This window comes from Paraprevotella xylaniphila YIT 11841 (assembly GCF_900683745.1).
GTDB classification, from domain to species: domain Bacteria; phylum Bacteroidota; class Bacteroidia; order Bacteroidales; family Bacteroidaceae; genus Paraprevotella; species Paraprevotella xylaniphila.
The window spans coordinates 3,280,796-3,299,736 of the sequence record NZ_LR215980.1 but is presented as its reverse complement, the minus strand read 5'-3'; the positions used below and the strand labels follow the sequence as shown (position 1 = coordinate 3,299,736).

At 48.9% G+C, this 18,941-nt stretch carries 12 protein-coding genes; 7 read left to right on the top strand and 5 right to left on the bottom strand.

The window, feature by feature from the left end; translation table 11 throughout:
• Positions 1–60: 60 nt before the first annotated feature.
• The 4 genes from E0E47_RS13735 to E0E47_RS13720 all read right to left on the bottom strand — a co-directional run bounded on the left by E0E47_RS13735 (position 61) and on the right by E0E47_RS13720 (position 3,669).
• Positions 61–1,080: a DUF362 domain-containing protein gene (locus E0E47_RS13735; protein ID WP_130893997.1), complete on the bottom strand. Its 1,020-nt coding sequence runs from the start codon at positions 1,078–1,080 to the stop codon at positions 61–63.
• Positions 1,065–2,153, bottom strand: coding sequence for an MBL fold metallo-hydrolase (locus E0E47_RS13730; RefSeq protein WP_130893996.1), 1,089 nt, complete (start codon positions 2,151–2,153; stop codon positions 1,065–1,067). The genes E0E47_RS13735 and E0E47_RS13730 overlap by 16 nt, the downstream gene beginning before the upstream one ends.
• Positions 2,154–2,281: 128 nt before the next feature.
• Positions 2,282–3,010 (bottom strand): SDR family NAD(P)-dependent oxidoreductase, encoded by a 729-nt coding sequence (locus E0E47_RS13725; RefSeq protein ID WP_130893995.1) that lies wholly within the window; start codon positions 3,008–3,010, stop codon positions 2,282–2,284.
• Positions 3,011–3,087: 77 nt separating this feature from the next.
• A complete protein-coding gene (locus E0E47_RS13720) occupies positions 3,088–3,669 on the bottom strand; it encodes a Crp/Fnr family transcriptional regulator (RefSeq protein WP_130893994.1) in 582 nt (193 codons plus the stop codon).
• Positions 3,670–4,469: 800 nt separating this feature from the next.
• Here E0E47_RS13720 and E0E47_RS13710 point away from each other — a divergent pair.
• Positions 4,470–5,906, top strand: coding sequence for an alpha/beta hydrolase family protein (locus tag E0E47_RS13710; protein ID WP_130893993.1), 1,437 nt, complete (start codon positions 4,470–4,472; stop codon positions 5,904–5,906).
• A 33-nt stretch (positions 5,907–5,939) separates the two neighbouring features.
• On the opposite strand, the gene E0E47_RS13705 is transcribed toward E0E47_RS13710, so the two are convergent.
• Positions 5,940–8,162: a GH25 family lysozyme gene (locus E0E47_RS13705; RefSeq protein WP_232038452.1), complete on the bottom strand. Its 2,223-nt coding sequence runs from the start codon at positions 8,160–8,162 to the stop codon at positions 5,940–5,942.
• 152 nt (positions 8,163–8,314) lie between these two features.
• On the opposite strand from E0E47_RS13705, the gene E0E47_RS13700 reads away from it, so the two are divergent.
• The 6 genes from E0E47_RS13700 to E0E47_RS13680 all read left to right on the top strand — a co-directional run bounded on the left by E0E47_RS13700 (position 8,315) and on the right by E0E47_RS13680 (position 18,913).
• Positions 8,315–10,312, top strand: coding sequence for an alpha-L-arabinofuranosidase C-terminal domain-containing protein (locus E0E47_RS13700; protein ID WP_008629648.1), 1,998 nt, complete (start codon positions 8,315–8,317; stop codon positions 10,310–10,312).
• Between the two features lie 222 nt (positions 10,313–10,534).
• Positions 10,535–11,323: a hypothetical protein gene (locus E0E47_RS17685; RefSeq protein ID WP_232038451.1), complete on the top strand. Its 789-nt coding sequence runs from the start codon at positions 10,535–10,537 to the stop codon at positions 11,321–11,323.
• Positions 11,317–11,778, top strand: coding sequence for a T9SS type A sorting domain-containing protein (locus E0E47_RS17680; protein ID WP_232038450.1), 462 nt, complete (start codon positions 11,317–11,319; stop codon positions 11,776–11,778). The genes E0E47_RS17685 and E0E47_RS17680 overlap by 7 nt, the downstream gene beginning before the upstream one ends.
• Positions 11,779–11,843: 65 nt before the next feature.
• On the top strand, positions 11,844–12,974 hold the full coding sequence (locus E0E47_RS13690) for a hypothetical protein (RefSeq protein ID WP_008629645.1): 1,131 nt from the start codon (positions 11,844–11,846) through the stop codon (positions 12,972–12,974).
• A gap of 4 nt (positions 12,975–12,978) precedes the next feature.
• On the top strand, positions 12,979–14,166 hold the full coding sequence (locus E0E47_RS13685) for a leucine-rich repeat domain-containing protein (RefSeq protein WP_008629644.1): 1,188 nt from the start codon (positions 12,979–12,981) through the stop codon (positions 14,164–14,166).
• 4 nt (positions 14,167–14,170) lie between these two features.
• A complete protein-coding gene (locus tag E0E47_RS13680; protein WP_130893992.1) occupies positions 14,171–18,913 on the top strand; it encodes a C25 family cysteine peptidase in 4,743 nt (1,580 codons plus the stop codon).
• The last annotated feature ends 28 nt before the right edge of the window (positions 18,914–18,941 follow it).

The following is an 18,941-nucleotide window of genomic DNA, read 5'->3' as shown; positions in this document are numbered from 1 at the left end:
TTCATATTAATAAATGCTCCGGAATCGCGTTCTCCTGCGATTCCGGAATCCCTCCTAAAACTATTTCAACTCCACCAACTCATATTGCTGACTGCCCAACCCGATTTGCTCGGCATAGTCCAACGTATGCATGCCGTGCCGGGAGTCGATGCGTTCAATCAGGTGTATCTTTCCATGGTCTTCCGAAGCACGTACCTGGTCCACACAAGCCCGGTCGAGCGCCACGGGGTCGAGCGAAGCCAGGATTCCGATGTCCCCCATCTTCGGATCTTCGGGCGTGGCCACGCAATCGCAATCCACCGAAAGTTTATTGGCTACGCTGATATACAAGATACGGTCGCCGCAATGGTCGGCCACAGCTTTGGCCGCTTCGGCCATCGACTCTAAGAAATCGTCCTGCGGAGGCAATTTGCCCCACACTTCTTTCACGCTCTTCGTTTTTCCGGCGGAATGAATGTAAGCCTTCCCCGAAGAAGAAGCGATACCGATGGAGATATTCTTGACAGCCCCACCGAAACCGCCCATCGGGTGACCTTTGAAATGGGACAACACTACGGTAAAGTCATATTCCGGATACGCCTTTCCCACAAAATCTTCTTTCAAATGCTTTCCCCCTTTCACGGGCAACGAAACTTCTCCGTCCGCATCCATGATGACAACCGGGGCTATGGCCGTAAAGCCGTGGTCTTTGGCCGCTTTCAGATGCTTTTCCGTATCGGAACGTCCGCCGCCGTAGGCCGTATTGCACTCCACGATAGTGCCGTCCACCTCCTGCACCAACCCTTTTATCAATGCCGGATCGAGGTAATTGTTATTTCCGGGTTCGCCGGTGGAAAGCTTCACCGCCACTTTTCCGGTAGCCTTCCGCCCGAGCGCTTCATACACTTTCATCAGGTTCTCCGGACTGATTTCTTTTATCATATACACTTTGGCCGGTACTTTTTCCGACCGTGTCTCACAAGCAGTCCCCTGTCCCTTCACACTGGAAGCCCACAGGGAAAGACCTGCCCACGCGCAAACCGCGAATAAAAACAAACGTTTCATGACCCTATATTTTAAAAAACTCATTTCACACTCCATTCCACCACTTCTCCAATCATCGGACACAAGACTTCCAGCGTGCTGTCCTCGGCCAGTCTGCGTGCGTTCTCCAACGGTTCGTCCCAACGATGTCGTGCCAACGCGTACTTGGAATGGTGCACCGTGAGCACCCGTCGGGCACCCAAAGCTTCGGCTTCCGCATGCTGGTATTTGGGCAACGTGTGGATATAACGCCAGTCTACGTTGTACTGCCCGTTCTCCAACACGGCCAGATCTATCCCCGGAAAACGTTTCCCGATGTCAGCATAGTGCGCTCCGTAGCCGCCATCACCACCGATGTACACCTTACGCCCCGACGCTTCTACCAGAAAAGACGCCCACAGGGTACGGTTCGACCGCAAACCACGGCCGGAGAAATGACGGGCAGGCAAGCAATGTACCGTCACACCGCCGCCCAACGTAGCCGTCTCGTTCCAATCCAACTCCACCAACCGTTCCGGTTCGTAACCCCAGTACTCGAAATGTTCGCCCACACCCAAAGGGCACACCACCTTACGGACACGCCCCTTCAGGCGCGTCACCGTCCCGTAATCCAAATGGTCCCAATGGTCATGCGTAATCACCAGACAATCTATATCTGGCATATCTTCCGGACGGTAGATATCCGTCCCCGGAAAAGGCTTATTCAGGAAAGATACCGGAGCGGCACCGCAAAACACGGGGTCTACCAAAATACGCTTGCCGCCCAGTTGAAACAAATAGGAAGAATGCCCGAACCATACCAAAAACTCCCTATCCGAGTCGAGTGCACGCAAATCCGTCTTCACCGACGGAACCGGATGTTCCGGACGCAATCCTTCCGGCGACTTTTTGAAAACGAAATCCAGCATGGCCCCCCATTTCCCCTTTTCCGAAGTCATCAGGACGGTAGGTTCCATGTTACGGAACTCCCCGTCCCTGAAATTCGGTGACCGCTTGATACGTTCCAACCGTTCGCCACGCGGCAAACGCCCGAACGACGGCGTCTGAAGGAAAAGGACCACAGCCACAATCGCCACGGCAACGACACACAATATGACGAGCAATATCTTTATCATTTTCTTCCGATACATGTCTTTTTTTAACTTTATCTCCTAATGTCCCGACAAAGATAAGCGTTCGCCCGGAAATATCCTATACCTTTTTTACTTGATTTACAACCGGAATTACTTCCCGGCCTTCCGAATGCGGATTCCGGTCCTCATCCTTTCATCATCCTGACATACAGCCACCCCGGTATATGACGATACACCCAAGCAGCCAGCCTCCAGCGTCGGGTGACATATACGACCTTACGCCGCCGGTCGATACCTCGTGCGATTTGCCGACAAGCCTTGTCCACCGGAGCGACCCAAAACAGCCCCTCCCCCTTGGCCATGGCCGTATCCACAAAACCGGGACGGATGTCTGTCACCTCTATCGGCAGCCGCCGCGCGACCACACGCTGACGCAACCCTTCCAAATAATTCATCTGGAAAGATTTTGTGGCATTATAGGCCGGTGCCGCCCCACTGCCGCGCAGGCCGCCCACCGAGGTGACAGTTGCCAGATGCCCCTGTCCCCTGTTTTCAAAATACCGTATGGCCCAGTCCGCCACGCAAGTCCACCCCGTCACGTTCGTATCCAACGTGCAACGCTCTACGGCATAATCCAGCTCCGGATTCAAGTCTCCCGTCCCGGAAGAAAGTACCAGAATATCCACTCCTCCCAAGCGGGACGCCAAACGCTCCAATGCCACCGGAAGCGCCTCTGTGTCCGTCACATCACACACCTCTGCTTCAAACACATCCGGACGCGACGCACACAAGTCTTTCAAACGGCCCGACCGACGCCCCATCACTCCGATTTTCACCTCTCCGCGTTCCGCATACAAACGAGCCAATCCCTCACCGATACCGGACGTGGCTCCCACAATCAAAATTCTCTTCATTGTCGTTTACGTTTTATTTCCACTTTCGATTTTCGGGCAAAGTTAAAAGGGAGCCGCCGGATTTTCCTTGAAGTATTTCAAGAAATTCCGGACTTCAACAATTTTTTCCGGATGGCACTCACCGTTTCGGGCGTCACCCCGATAAACGAAGCGATTTCTTTCAGCGGACGCTGTTCTTTCAGTTCGGGATAACGCCTCATCAAGTCCATATAACGCTCTTCGGGCGTACAACAATAACTGTCCATTAAACGGCGGTAAGTCATGACGAACAGTTGCTCGGCCACGACGCGCCCCAAACGCTGATGTTCAGAAGACATTTCCCAGTAACGCCTCAGCTTTTCGTAAGGCAAGACGTAAAGCGTGCTTCTCACGATAGCCTGCACGTCCGCCAACGCCGGACGGCTACAAAGGCACGAGGTGTATTCGGCCACGAAACTGTCGCGGAAGCTATACCCGACGATATGCTCCCCACCTTTCGTGTCCGTCCGCACGAAACGGAACATGCCGTCTTCCACATAGGCCACACGCCCCGACCGTTCGCCTTGCCGCACAAAATAATCCTGCTTTTCCAATATCCGCCGCTCCCCTTGTTCCAAAAAAAACCGTTTCATAGCCGAAAGGTCCAGCTCTTCCATATAATAGTCATTTATCGCATCCATGCCGCAAAATTAATATTTTCCGCGTATACCCGCACATTTACCCCACCCGACCTATCAATTTGTCAGATTGTCAACATCTCCCGCACAAGACTGCGCCATTCAGGCACAAAGGAAGGCACGGACGGAAATACGCGATTCTCGCACGGCAGGGAGGAAGCCGGTGTGTCAGCATTTGCTTTTTTAGGCTTACTTTCTGACCACCGGGACATTCCGTCCTACGCACAAGTAAAAGGCTCGCGTCAACGAAACAGGGTATTTCCATGACATCATGCTTCCCCTTTTTTGTCCTCCGAAAGCCACCAATCAGTATCCAATAGGGTATCCTGCACACGTTTGTACGTTGCTTTCACCCCGTCTGTACACCGTCATGCGCAGTTTTCCGAAAAGTCCTGCGGAGAAAAAAAGTGTTTTTTCAGCCAAATGAAAAATGAATCGACTGAAATTGATTCTTAATTTTGCTTCAGGAAAGTGAAAAACAAGCCTAAAACCTTAAAAAGCGTGTATAAGTAGGACTGAAATCCTTCCTGAAAGTACTTTTCCATGCGCTCCCGTTCTTCTAAAAATTGCCACTTTACTTTCCTTTCGTCACCCATTTCCCACATTTCCCTTTCATTTATCCAAAAAGCACAAATCCACACGACCGACGGAAAACTGCGGGACATGCCGCATGAGACCTGCCTCAACATGCAGGGTAGCCTACTGGAAAGCCCTTATTCTAAAAAGGATTTTTTAACGCGAGCGGATTGCATATATTTCCCCAATACCTTAACTTTGAATATCGACTTTAAAACCTTTTCGCCATGAAAAAGATGATATTGGGATGGTTTTTGTATGGGACGGCCGTAGGATTATGTGCACAAGCCCCACAAGGAGACTTCAAAGGCTCAATACAAATAGGGCAAACGACAATGCCTATCGTGTTCCATTTCGGACAGCAGAACGGCCAACCGACAACCACCATGGACAGTCCTGCACAAGGCGTTTTCGGTTTCCCAGTACAATCGTCTGAATGTCTTTCCGACGGAGAATTAACCCTGAAAATCCCACAAATACAGTTCCGCTATGTGGGCAAAGTACGCAGCGACTCCCTGATAGAGGGGACGGTGACGCAAGCCGGGCAATCCCTTCCGCTGAATTTGGTACGCACGGCCCGGAAAAGCGGTGTGTCGTCTGAACCGGAAAGGCCCGGCACCCCAAAACCGCCCTTCCCCTACCGGGAAGAAGAGGTAAGCGTCACGACAAAAGACGGCATAAAATTATCGGGTTCACTGACTTTGCCCGAAGGGGAAGGGCCATTCCCTGCCGTGCTCCTTATTTCCGGCAGCGGGCCGCAAGACCGGAATGAAGAGGCATGGAAGTACAAACCGTTTCTCATGATAGCCGACCGCCTGACCCGGCAAGGCATCGCCGTACTCCGCATGGACGACCGCGGGACCGGCAAGTCCGGAGGCCGCTATGCCGACGCCACCTTGCAACTCGCTGCCACGGATGCGGAATGTGCCTTGGATTATCTTCTCCGACGGAAAGACATCCGATGCGATAAGACCGGACTGGCCGGACACAGCATGGGCGGCACCATCGCTTTCCGTATGGCCGCGCAACGTCCGCAAGACGTGGCTTTCGTACTTTCATTGGCCGGAGCCGCCATTCCGGGAAAAGACCTGATGATGCACCAATGCGAGAAGACCATCCTTTCGCAACTCCCCGCCGCCGCAAGCGACAGCCTGCGCACCCTGTACGAGGAACTGTACGGCACCATGGCGCTCCCCCTTCCGCTCGACTCCATACGCCACAGGAGCACTCCTCTCATGGTCTCCATTTGGCAGCATCTCGGCATAAACGAAGACACCTACCGGGAAAACCTCACGGACAGCATCCGCCGACGCAAGGCCCGCCAACTCACCGGACAAGCCATAAGTCCGGAAATAGCCAGTATCATACAATATGACCCGAGCCATGACTTAAGCCGGGTGCAATGCCCCGTATGGGCCGTCAATGGAGCAAAAGACCTGCAAGTATTGCCCGAAGAAAACCTGAAAGCCATCGAAACGCTCGCAAAAGGAAGCCCACAAGTCGTCACGCACATTTATCCCGGCCTGAACCACCTGTTCATGGAAGCCCCCACCGGGCATCCCTCGGAATACGGACTTCTACAAGGGAATTTCAGTCAGGAAGTGCTGCAAGACATGGCGGAATGGATCAGGAAAACCGTAGGGGCACCCCAAACGGTCTTCTGACACATCCCACAACCGTAAAGGCAAAAGCCCTGTTCACTTCACGGTTTGCGTCCGCAAATACCTCTTGAACTGTTCCTCCGAACCATTGAATACGTCGATGTCCACATCACCCTGGATACCGCGGACCCGGCCGTCGGGCGAGAGCTGCCAGTAGAGCAAATGCACGTATGGCTTGTATTCCCCGTAACGGGCCACCCATACGGGATAGGCTTTCAACTCTTCCGACGCGAACGGCATATAACGATTGACAAAATCCTGGCTCACATATATAATAGGTGTGGTGCCGCTCCGGCGACCTACCTCTTTCAACCATACTAGCATTTCACGGAACAGCACGTCACGGCCTCCCATCGCCGCAATCCGCCTGTCGGACAGCTCCACGTCGAGCATCGGCGGAAGGTCGCCTTTCCGCAAGCGGGACTTCTTCAGGAAATAGTCTGCCTGGCTCATCGCCGGACGGGTGGAAAAGAAGTGATAGGCTCCGACCGGAAATCCATACCGGCGTGCGGCACGCACATCCTGCGTATAATAAGGATTAAACACCGTCAGCCCCTCCGTGGATTTGATGTACACGAAAGAGACCGGATAGTCCACCGCTCCCAACGCATTCCGGTCTGCCGTATGCCCCAAACGTGTAATGCGTAGGTTCCTCCAGTCTATACCGTACACCCGCCGCTTGTACACATGCTGGTATTTGGAAATGTCGATGCCGTATATCCGTTCCGAATGGTACAGCATTTGTTCGCCCCGGAACCGTCCCTTCGCCCACACTCCGCACTTGACCACCTCGTGAGGAGCTACTGAAAAGCCGAAGCCGTCACGCCGCCCGTCCTTCCATTTCCCGACATAGTACCCTCCGTCGTTCGCCGTGAACTCTCCCTCGCCATGCTCTTCCATCCGTCGGTTGAAGAGACCTTCATACGTCCCCTCTTTTGCTCGAAGACGTCCGCGCCGCAAAGAATCCCCGCGCCAATATCCGCTGTACGTGCGCCCCAAGGAGTCGGTATACTCCCCGTATCCTTTCCGGATGCCCGCATGCCAACTGCCACGGTACACCCCGCCATCGGGATAACGCATCACCCCCTCACCTTCCGGGAAGCCACCGGCCAACTGTCCGTAGAACAGCGTATCCCGACGCGTATAAGTACCGTAGACCGGTCCTGTTTCCGACACGTCTTTTTCTCCGGTAAAGTCAAAACGGAACCCTGTGCGCCAACCGGAAACCCAAGCTTTCAAATCTTCCCATACACACTCCGGCCAAGACGCATGGGACAAACTCAAGGCATACAACCCGACAGCCGGATAAAAACGGCCACCGACCCACATACCGTTCAGATTCCTCCAAGACCCGAACACAGGAGCACCCTCAGCCCCCTGAATTAAAGGAATTTCCGGACAACCGTCTTTCATCCGGATGCTCACCGGCGAAGCTTCAGCTTTTTGCCTACGGGACGCTGCACCCGGCCATCCCCAATGCCCCCACCATGTATAATACGGCGAAAGGATATGAAACCAACCATACGGAAACGGATTCAACCGGAAACGACGGCAACCGTCGGGCAACTTACCGCCTGCCGCCTGCCACACGGACGGACCTCCCGGCCTTTGCGCCAACCGTCGGCAAACGACCGTCCCGCCACCCGCTGCACGGCCTGTTTCCGCATGGATGCGCAACGTCCGCTCCTCACGCAAATACCCATCTTCTCCCCCTGCGGCCAGCAACCTGTCCAAAGCTTGCTTGCAACGTGCCAGTTCTCCACACTGCGCCTTCACCCATTCGTTATGAGCCATGACTTCATGAAATCCTTCGTCCACCACCGAATGCGTCCGGCCATAATACTCCATTTCCTCCAACATTCTCCGAAAACCGGCCAAACGCACAGACAACAGCCGTGCCTCTTTCTGCAAGGCAGGGAGCAAGTCCTCACGGTTCAACCGCTCCGGTCTCGCCACGGAATCAGCAGCCGTCAGCAAACGGCCGGAATAGGAAATGAAAAAGGCATTGGCCCGAAATTCACACTTTGCCGTTTCACGCTCCGTAGAAAGCCCCGTTAACGTGGAATCGGCGCGCAAGGCATTAAAATACAAGGTGTCTCCTCCGGGTACTCCCAATTCATACCAAGACACCGTGACGGCTTCTGCCACGCCATCCCGGCATGCCTTTTCCGAAACAGGCCAAAAAAGCAGGCATCCGCACAAAATGATGCCTACCGTCGCCGCCCACGCCGTTCTCCTTTTATCCCATTTCCATTTCATACATTTTCCCACACGAAAAAGCCTCAGCACTTTTCTGTCTAATTAAAAACAAAAATACAAAAAGCATTTAAAAGATGTTGCGGTTTTAAAAGAATATAAGTATTTTCGCATCGACAAATCATTTATTAATTTAACTAACGTTCCATTGTATCATGAAAATCAACTCTCTGCTTGCAGGTGTAGCACTCATGGCAACTTCGTACACGGTTCACGCACAAGACAACACCGTGACCGTACAGACCAAGAAAATCGGGGCTGAAATACAACCCACGATGTACGGCGTGTTCTTTGAAGACATCAACTTCGGAGCCGACGGCGGCTTGTATGCCGAACTCGTCAAGAACCGTTCTTTTGAATTTGCTCCCGACCATTACATGGGTTGGAAAATGTTCGGCAACGTCACGTTGCAGGATGACGGCCCCTTCGACAAGAACCCGCATTACGTGCGTTTGGGATGTGCCGGACATGGCGACATGTGGACGGGCATACAGAACGAAGGTTTCTTCGGCATCGGCCTGAAGAAAGATGCCGAATACCGTTTTTCCGTATGGGCACGCGTGCCGGACGGCAAGCCGGTGACGCTGATGGTCCAGTTCATCGACCAGAACACGATGGATGACGCACAGCAATTTGTCAGCCAGGACTTGGTCATCAACTCGAAAGAATGGAAAAAATACACGATGGTCATGAAATCCAACCGTACCATCGCCAAAGCCAACCTGCGTATCTTCCTTTCCAATCCACAGCACCGTTCGGGCACAGGCACCGTGGATTTGGAACATGTGTCCCTCTTCCCCGTAGACACTTGGATGGGACATGAGAACGGCATGCGCAAGGATTTGGCACAAGCCTTGTATGACATGCGTCCGGGCGTGTTCCGTTTCCCCGGCGGCTGTATCGTGGAAGGTTCCAACCTGGAAACGCGCTACCAGTGGAAAAACACCGTAGGACCGGTGGAAAACCGGCCGCTCAACAAGAACCGCTGGGAGTCGACCTTTACCAACCGTTACTATCCGGACTATTTCCAAAGCTACGGTTTGGGATTCTATGAATACTTCCTGCTGAGCGAGGAAATCGGTGCGGCCCCGCTTCCCGTATTGAATGTGGGCATGGCTTGCCAGTACCAGAATTGGGACAATGAGAAAGCCCACGTGGCCTGCAATGCCGATGACCTGAAACCTTACATCGACGATGCCCTCGACCTGATCGAGTTCGCCAACGGTCCGACCGACACGAAATGGGGAAAGCTGCGCGCGGAAATGGGACATCCGGAACCGTTTAACATGAAATACTTAGGCATCGGAAACGAACAGTGGGACAAGTTCTATTTCGACCGCCTGAAATTCTTCGTGGAGGCTGTCCGCAAAGCCCATCCGGAAATCCTCATCATCGGTTCGTCCGGTCCCGACTCGGAAGGCAAGATGTTCGACCTCGGTTGGGAAGACATGAAGAAACAGAAAGTAGACCTTGTGGACGAACATTTCTACCGTCCGGTGGACTGGTTCAAGAACAGCATGAACCGCTATGACGACTACGACCGTAACGGCCCGAAAGTGTTTGCCGGCGAATATGCCTGCCACGACCATGGCAACCGCATGAAATGGAACCACGCAGGTGCTTCCATTTACGAAGCCGCCTTCATGACCACATTGGAACGCAATGCCGACATCGTGCACATGGCCACATACGCCCCGCTCTTTGCCCACGTGGAAGGTTGGCAATGGCGTCCCGACCTGATTTGGTTCGACAATCTCCGCAGCGTGAAGTCCGTAAGCTACTACGTACAGCAGATGTATGCCAAGAACATGGGGACGAATGTCGTACCGGCCACGCTCGCCACTCCCACTCCCAAAGGTGAGGACGGCTTGTTCACCAGTGCCGTGTTCGACAAGAACACCGGCGAATATATCGTGAAGGTCATCAACACGACGGATAAGGCGCAAACCGTGGACATTAAATTCGACGGCTTGAAGAAGATAGAAGGCAACGCCTCAACCCTTACTTTGGATTGCAGTGACTACACCTTAGACAACACATTGGACCATCCGAACGCCATCATTCCTCAGGACGGATGGGCAGCCGTAGAAGGCAACGTCATCAAAACCACCGTCCAAGGCAAGAACTTCGTCATCTTCAAGGTGAAGAAATAAAGCCTCGGTCACGAACCTCTATAACGTTTTTTTGCGGGTACTTCCTTTACCACGAAGGAAGTACCCGCAAACTTTTCACCCTACGCTATAAGAAAAATATCGGAAAACCTTGCATTTGTCTCCTCCGATTAACTTAGTTTAATACAGAATATTTGTATACCTGATAGAACCATCTTAAATTTCGAAAAATTTAATTGTATAACCTTTTAACACCTTATGAACATGAAAAAGTCAGTTACATTAATCGGTGTGTGTTTTGTATTTTCCGGGTTGCAGGCGCAAATCAAGATGTATTCCAATGGCAATGTAGGCATCCAATCCTCGGCGGTACCGGAGGCTGCGTTGGTCGTGGGAGGAAATGCAAGTAATAAAGGGACGGGATATAAGACTTACATCCGTTCTAACAATCATGCCCTGTACGTAAGACGCGAAGGCGTCCCTACGAACAATTCTACTTGGCTTATAGCCAATGAAGGTAATAATTGGGTAGATGGAGGGCAATTCTATATAGGGATAAAAGGCTACTCTATATATGGCAGTCCTTTGGGACGCGGTAGGGCATGGGGAGTATTTGGTGAAGCCGGAAATTCCACCAGTGGCTACAATTATGCCGTACACGGTAATTTGAGAGGCAACCAAAGAGGAGCTGCCATAGTCGGGACATTAGACAATGTAGATATAAATGTACCCGGTCGCTATGTCGGTTATTTTATGGGCGACATCCGTACCACAGGAAATATTTACGGTACGGTGCTGACCCCCTCGGCTTCCCGTTCCGCCTTGATGGGGCGTTCGGCGGTAATGCCCCTGTCGGCTGAAAGCGATGCCACGAACAGCATGTCAGTGGTAGAGAAACTTTCGCAGTTGACCGCCGTGCAATACAACCTGTCCGAACCACAGGCGGCACAGGCTTTTGCGGCATCGGGGGATACCGTGGCAGCAGCTCCCCGTTCCGTGACAGACGCGCAGGCATTGGAGAAAACACATTACGGACTGGATGCCGAATGCTGAAAGAGATCTACCCGGACCTGGTCTATGAAAGTCAGGAGGGAGACCTTTGCATCAACTACACGGAGATGATTCCGCTTTTGGTGCAGTCCGTCAGTGAACTCCGCGCACAAGTGGTATCGTTGCAAGGGGCGCAGACCTATAATGTACGTGCCCGGAACGGAAATGAAACGGGCATCGGCGGCAACGCATTGGATGTCCCGGCATTGGAGCAAAACGACCCGACCCCCTTCACGCAAACGACAGTGGTGCGCTACACGTTGCCGGAAAGCGTGAAGTCCGCATTCCTGTACATTTATGACTTGAACGGCACGCAGATAGACCAAAAGACGTTGCAGGACAGGGGTAAATCTTCCGTGACGCTTGAAGCCGGAAGCCTCGCCCCCGGAATGTACCTTTATGCTTTGGTGGCCGACGGCAAGGTGATTGACACCAAGCGGATGATTATCACTAAATAAGTAGGGAGGAGCTTATGAAAACGTTATTGATAATATGGACGTGCTGCTTGTGCACAGGATTGTGCATGGCACAGGCACCTGAAAGCAACGGTACGCATGTGACCGTACATGCCGGTGAAAACGCCTTGGAAACGTTGTTAACGGAGGAACAGAAACAATCGGTGAAATACCTGACGGTCACGGGAACGTTATTGGATGCAGACTATACCTTTCTTCGGGAAAGGTTGTACGGACAGTTGGATACATTGAACTTACGAGCTGCAAATATTGATACGTTGCCGGATATAAGGACGGAAGATATATGGGCATCGAGTCCTAACAAGATTCATCTTGTTCTACCCATGAACATAGAGCATATAGGAGCAAATTTCTTATCTCAATTTTCTAAGTATTACAGTTTAGAAGTGACAGAAAAATTTCCTACATTTGGAAACTCTACTCGATTTCCATCTTCTTATAACACAAAAGTCACATTAAGTGATGATAATTATTCTTATAGGACAGAAACATTTAGATTTCCAGAAGAATGGCAACCAAATACCTATACTTCTATATATTCATGGGATGGAAATATCTTTTATTATATGAATATAGGAGTTGAAGGGAAATATACGATTAAGGAAGGAACGAAAATTATTCATGGAACTGCTTTCAGGAATCTTCACCTTCCGACATTTACACTTATACTTCCGGCATCTTTGGATTCCGTTGGAGACAGTGCATTTGAACAAACAGAATGTCCAGCCCCAACAGGTTATGGCAGTGGAGCCGAAATAATATGTTATGCTATTGAACCGCCCAAATTAGGAAAAGATGTTTTTAAAAATAGTGTATTGGAAATTTCTGATTTATACGTGCACGAAGTAAGCATCGAGAAATACAAACAAGCAGACGGTTGGAACTGGGCATTAGATATTCGTGCCATAGAAACAATGGGGCAACCTCCCAGTCACGTCTATGAACAAATCCTTAAAAAGAATATATCTGTCGTAGCCATGCCGGATTCTTATGAATTGACTTTTACCCAAAAGCCGATCTATATGGAAATGTACAGTACAAATGGGATATTATTTACCAAACAAACTATTGATTCATACACTTTGTCCATAAGCCGAAACCAATTGATAAATCCCTATACTATTGCACGTGTGTACTTTGACAATTGCACCACTGAAACTATTAAACTAATACCATAGAGTTATGAAACGAAATGTAGAACAAAAACAAACAGCTATGAAAAGGATATTATTGCCTGCCTTGTTCATCATGGCAATGCTATGCAGGCTGCAAGCCCAAAACACAGAAACACATGTGACTGTACATGCCGGTGAAAACGCCTTGGAAACGTTGTTGACGGAAGAACAAAAACAATCACTGAAACATCTGACGGTTACGGGCACTTTATTGGACGAGGATTATGCTTTCCTGCGTGGCGGGCTGTTGGAGCTGCTCGATACGTTGGATTTGCGGGATGCGGAGATAGATACTATCCCGGCGGGTGCGTTGGGAGCGATGGAACTCTATTTGGTTTTGCCGAAAATGATAGAATGTATCGGGGACTATGCCTTTAAGGGAGTGTGTGAAGTAACCGGAAACTTTCCTTTTTTGGGAATATGTGAATATGAGAACACCAAACCAAAATTTATCATAACCCAAAATCATCCGGAACTTTTTTATGTACAGAATGAGACAACCTCTTTAATATGTTCTAAGGATAAGGAAACTGTTTTTTATTTCACCTATAAAGCTCCAATGTTTGCTGATAAAGAGCTTGTCATACCTGATGGTACAAAAATTATTGGTTCTTCTGCCTATAGAGGCGAGCATTTGTATTTAGAAAATAATATTGTGCTTCCAAAAAGTCTTGATTCTGTTGGGAGTTATGCTTTTTCAAATATTTTTCCGGAGATAAAGACAGAATATGCTATAAATAAAATGTATCCCAATGGCTGTGAGTATAACATAGGTTCTGTTATTTGTGAGGCCAAAACCCCACCGGCTTTTGCTAAAATTGGTGATGGAAATTTTATAGGAGATTTTTGCAACCTTTACGTACCGGAAGAGAGTATCGAAAAATATAAAACAGCTAATGGTTGGAAACGGTTTAGAGATATAAAAAGCCTTGAACGATTAAAAGGCTCATCCGTATCTTTTAGTTCGGCAAAATCATGCGTGATTATTTCCGAATTACCGGAGAGTTACATAATGGAATTTCCACGTCGTGTAAAAGACATGGCTCTTTTTGATATACAAGGACGTAAGTTCTTATGTTGTTCTGCAATAGATGTTAAATTTTCCATAAAGAAAAATCTCCTTCTTTTACCCTATACCATTGCTCATATTAAATATGCAGACGGAACGAATGAAACTGTCAAACTAATACCATAGAGTTATGAAACGAATAATACCTTTAATATTTCTGCTTTTGGCAGGATATATGGCTGTCCGGGCACAAATTAGTGGACAAGCCGAAGTGAATGTGAATGACCTGTCTTTTTCTAAACAAGACGGTTATGATGTGATCCGTTGGAACGGAGGAGATTATAAAATCCAACAAGCCGGCGCTCCTGAACTTCCTGTCATTCTCAAAACATACGTAGTTCCTTTAGAAGCTAAACTGACTAGGGTAGAGGCCTCAGTATCAAATCGCATGGCTGTAAATGGCAACTTTATGCCTTATCCCGTACAACCACCTATTCCCATAACCGAAAAACAGGATGAAGTGAAGTTCACACAACCGGATGCCTCTATTTATCAAGGTACGGAAGTTTATCCTAAAATCAAAGCTCAAATTGTGGCAGATTATAATGAGATGGGATACCATTTGGTCACCGTGCAACTCCATCCGGTAGAATATGACCCGGTTTCACAAAAGCTATTTGTTAGCCATTTGAATTTTGTTTTACGATACGATATGGTAGGTGTAGATGGTGTTCAATCACAAAAACAGAGTGTACGTCGAGCCAATGCCATTAAAAAAGTAATTCGTTCCATGGTGGATAATCCAGAGGATGTGGATGTTTTTACGAGCTCAAAAGTAAAATTGGTCGGGGAAGCAGTAATGGACGTACAAACTCGTGTTGCATCTGCTTCCATGCCAATAGATGTGATACAAGAGCAAATTCCGGACTATATAATCATTACCAATAATAAGTTGAAAGGTGAGTTCCAACGTCTTGCAGATTGGAAAACGCAGAAAGGTGTACCTACATTGGTTAAAGATGTGGAAAGCATTGGGAAAGAATACCAAGGTTCGGATTTGGCAGAGAAGATACATACCTATTTACAGGAATGTTATCATAAGTGGGGAGCCGGACTTTTTGTATTATTAGGAGGGGATACCAATATCATTCCGGCAAGATGTTACATCTATTCAAATGTAGAATATCCATCAGACGCTTATTATACAGACTTAGAAAGTGATTGGAATGCCAATAAAAATCATATTTATAAGGAAACGGGCGATGGTATGAATATGGATAGGCTTTGTTATTTGGGACGTGCGTCTGTAGAGGATATAGAGGAAGCCAAGACTTTTATTAACAAAGTACTTATGTATGAGAAAATGGAAAATGTGAGCACAGAATATTTAATGAATCATTTGGCTATTTCCGCATATATAAGCAAGGATGAATCTAAAGATTCGCTCTATAATGACGGAAAAGAAAGCATCAATGGTTATCTTTCCCATTATCCTCAAATCACCAAGTGGTATCTTTTTGACCATTACAATTGCACTTGCCCCCGTCATCATGATAAGACAATGTATCATTCCGGACAGGAACTGAATAAAGAGCATTTTCTTTCTGCCCTTCAGGACGGAGGTGACTCCGGACTGGATCATTTCCATATTGTCTACCACATGGATCACAGCCATCCCCGTGCATTGGGAGCTTCTTCCAAAGACAAACATGAAAGTATTTACATTCAGGATGTGAATAATTTGATCAATGGAGATTATCCATTAATAATGATTTCAGGAGGATGTAAGCCTGCAAAATTTACAGAAGATTGTATTGCAGAGCATTTCCTAACGAATCCTTTGGGAGGTGCTGTGGCTTTTATTGGAAATGCAAATGATGGTTATGCTGATGAAACTTATCAATATAATAACTTTTTAGCGGCACTATATAGGAAACATATTTATCATATAGGAACAATTCTTAACCAAATGATTAATTACAATGACTTTTCCACCATACATGAATATTACCGCCTCCACCTTTTAGGCGACCCGGAAATGCCGGTATGGTCTGCCGTGCCCCAAAAGTTAGAAGTCTACGTGACACCCACGCAGATAGCAGCCGGAACAAACACCATCACAGTGCAAATCACGAACCTTCCGGCAGGAGAAGAAGCCACAGTCTGCCTCATGAAAGACGCGGAAGCATACACCGTGGTGACGATAAACGACACAAAACCGCACAGCTTCACTTTCAACCCGAAGACTTCGGGAGAAATGAAAGTGACGGTGACCGCACGCAATTATATTCCCTTTGAGAAATCAATTCCGGTTTCACGACCGGAAGAGAACTTGATCACGATAGCAGAAATCCGAAACTTTTCAGGAACTTTAAGAACTGGAGGAACAGCGAATTTGGACATCTGCCTGAAGAATGACGGAAAAGACAGGGCTTTCGACGTGACGGCAAAGTTATCCACATCTTCCCCTTACATCACGATGATTAACGACTCCGTATATTATGGGGAAGTAAGCGGAACATATTATCCGGTACCGGGACAAACACAATTCAGTTTCAAGATTGCCGAGGATGCCCCGGAAATAGGACGCTATGAATGGAATGCCGTATGTTTCTACCTGACCATCAGCAGGCGGGGAACTGATGCCGTGAATGTGGATACGTTCAAGGTGGATTTGAAACAGAACAAGCAAAAACTGTTCCGTATTATGATCCGAAGGACTTCCGATGGGGATTTGATTCCCGAAGCAGGGGAAAAAGTAACCTTGTCCGTAGCCAAACGTACAGAAGGCATAACTTCGGACATGACATGTTCCGTCGTTTCTTTAGACACTACGACAGCCACGGTAAACAAAAGAAATGCCACGAGCACCACAGCCTTTATAAATATTTCCAACAAATACAAGACGGGGAATCCCATCCCTTTAAAAATCGTTCTTTACACGGCAGGCGTGGCACAAGACAGTGTCATAACGGACATCGCGGAAAAAGCCGTTCCCATAGACCTGTCCAAAGTACATACAGAATTGGGAAACAACTCCATCAGCCTGTATTGGGACAAGATGGGAAGTGAAGAACTGTACAATATATACCGGAGCAACCGGGAAGATGGTGGCTTTGTGCTACAGAACAAATATCCCGTGTCGACTCGTTATTATAAGGATGAGGGATTAGACCCTTTGACCACATATTATTACAAGTTAAACACATTGACTTCCGGCTATATAGAGGGGGAGAAGTCCGAAGCCGTCAGGGCGTGGACCATTTACCCCACCATGGGCATGTTCCCGCTTTCCATGGGGAAAAGCCTGCATTACACTTGTGAGGCGCACACGGCTGATTTCGACTATGACGGCCAGAAGGAGATATTCCTCACGGGATACACGGACGAGGGTACAGAAGGAATGGTGGTGGCTATCCGTCCGGACGGCACAGAGCCTTACGACCTCGATGGAAACGCCACTTCGTACAGCGGTTATGCCGAAATCCCATGGAAAGCGGAAGCCACTCCGGTGGTGGCCGACCTGTTGGGAAATGGGGAGCAATACATTATCTTATTGACTCGCAATTATAATAAGTGCGATGACTACGTAACATGTTATTCTTCATTAGACAAAGACGGAGACAAATTGCCTGACATGCTTTGGAGGACAAACATAGGAATGATGTCTTGCTACCGTCCACCTGTCGTGACAGACGTGGATGCACCGGACGGAAAAGGTGAAAAGGAAATTGTATTCAGAAGTGAATTCGAAAAGAAGCCTATCGTTATCATGGATGCCCATGGGAACATAAAGGCAAGTTTCGGCAATCTGTCAGGCGACTTTTTCGGAGAACCGGCCGTAGCCGACCTTGACGGTGACGGCTACAAGGAAATCATTTGCGGCTCTAGCGACGGACATGTATACGTATGGCAGCATGACGGTAAGCCTTATCTCCGTTCCCCGTTCTTCTCCCGTCCGGGACAGATGCTGAACTGCTCCCCCACGATTTGCGATTTGGACGGCGACGGTGAGAAAGAAATACTCGTCACTACGAGAAACACTAATTTGAGTTACATTTACGCCATCAGACAAGACGGTTCTTGCGTAGGGAATTTCGACAGTAATGCTTCCACTCCTGCTTGTATCCCTTATGTAAGCAACGGCATAGAGCATCCCTTGAGTGTGGGAGATGTGAACGGCGACGGCCGATTGGAAGTCGTGGCGTTAGGATATGATTGCGTCCGAATATGGTCTGATGCCGGCGAATTGTTAATAAACCGTTCTCTGCCGGGCTTGTTGACAGAATCTTATATCAACCTTACTTGTCCCCTTTTGGCTGACGTGGATGGCGACGATGCCATTGACATCGTGTTCCATCAGGACAATTTGATATACGCCCTGCATAATGACGGTACGGACATAACAGGGTTTCCTTTATCCACTGCGGACAAGATGGACAATGGCGTTTGCGTGTCGGACGTGGATGGTGACGGAAAAAACGAAATCATTGCGGCCGACAAAAGCGGCAATATCTATGCTTGGAAAACGAACGGTAAATCTACAGCCATAGAATGGGGTCGTTCCCGTTTCGACACGGGATTCACGGGGGAATACATTCCCCATTATGAAGATCCGAAAGTGCTCACCTCATCCACCGAATGGGGAGGTGGCGCGTTCACCAACGATATCATCGTACGCTCCGGCACATTCAAAATCCCGTCGGGCAAGACCTTGCAGATGCGCGACGGATACCGGATTTATGTACTCGAAGGCGGAACGCTGGAGGTGGACGGCGGCACCATCCAAAATGCCGATGTATTGGTGAAATCCGGAGGCACGCTGAACATTAAAAACAACGGCGGCATACACCTCAACCGGTACGGGAAACTCAATGCCGAGAAAGGTGCCATCGTGAACGCCTTGTACGGAGAAGTGCAAACCGCCCGTTAACTTGCAAGCCGATATGGGGAAGACGCAT

Excerpts from the sequence above, each read along its gene's own strand:
- E0E47_RS13680 (WP_130893992.1), top strand. The coding sequence starts at position 14,171 with ATGAAACGAATAATACCTTTAATATTTCTGCTTTTGGCAGGATATATG.
- E0E47_RS13690 (WP_008629645.1), top strand. The coding sequence starts at position 11,844 with ATGGCACAGGCACCTGAAAGCAACGGTACGCATGTGACCGTACATGCC.
- E0E47_RS13685 (WP_008629644.1), top strand. The coding sequence starts at position 12,979 with ATGAAACGAAATGTAGAACAAAAACAAACAGCTATGAAAAGGATATTA.
- E0E47_RS13730 (WP_130893996.1), bottom strand. The coding sequence starts at position 2,153 with ATGTATCGGAAGAAAATGATAAAGATATTGCTCGTCATATTGTGTGTC.
- E0E47_RS13710 (WP_130893993.1), top strand. The coding sequence starts at position 4,470 with ATGAAAAAGATGATATTGGGATGGTTTTTGTATGGGACGGCCGTAGGA.
- E0E47_RS13725 (WP_130893995.1), bottom strand. The coding sequence starts at position 3,010 with ATGAAGAGAATTTTGATTGTGGGAGCCACGTCCGGTATCGGTGAGGGA.
- E0E47_RS13735 (WP_130893997.1), bottom strand. The coding sequence starts at position 1,080 with ATGGAGTGTGAAATGAGTTTTTTAAAATATAGGGTCATGAAACGTTTG.
- E0E47_RS13720 (WP_130893994.1), bottom strand. The coding sequence starts at position 3,669 with ATGGATGCGATAAATGACTATTATATGGAAGAGCTGGACCTTTCGGCT.
- E0E47_RS17680 (WP_232038450.1), top strand. The coding sequence starts at position 11,317 with ATGCTGAAAGAGATCTACCCGGACCTGGTCTATGAAAGTCAGGAGGGA.
- E0E47_RS13700 (WP_008629648.1), top strand. The coding sequence starts at position 8,315 with ATGAAAATCAACTCTCTGCTTGCAGGTGTAGCACTCATGGCAACTTCG.
- E0E47_RS17685 (WP_232038451.1), top strand. The coding sequence starts at position 10,535 with ATGAAAAAGTCAGTTACATTAATCGGTGTGTGTTTTGTATTTTCCGGG.
- E0E47_RS13705 (WP_232038452.1), bottom strand. The coding sequence starts at position 8,162 with ATGAAATGGAAATGGGATAAAAGGAGAACGGCGTGGGCGGCGACGGTA.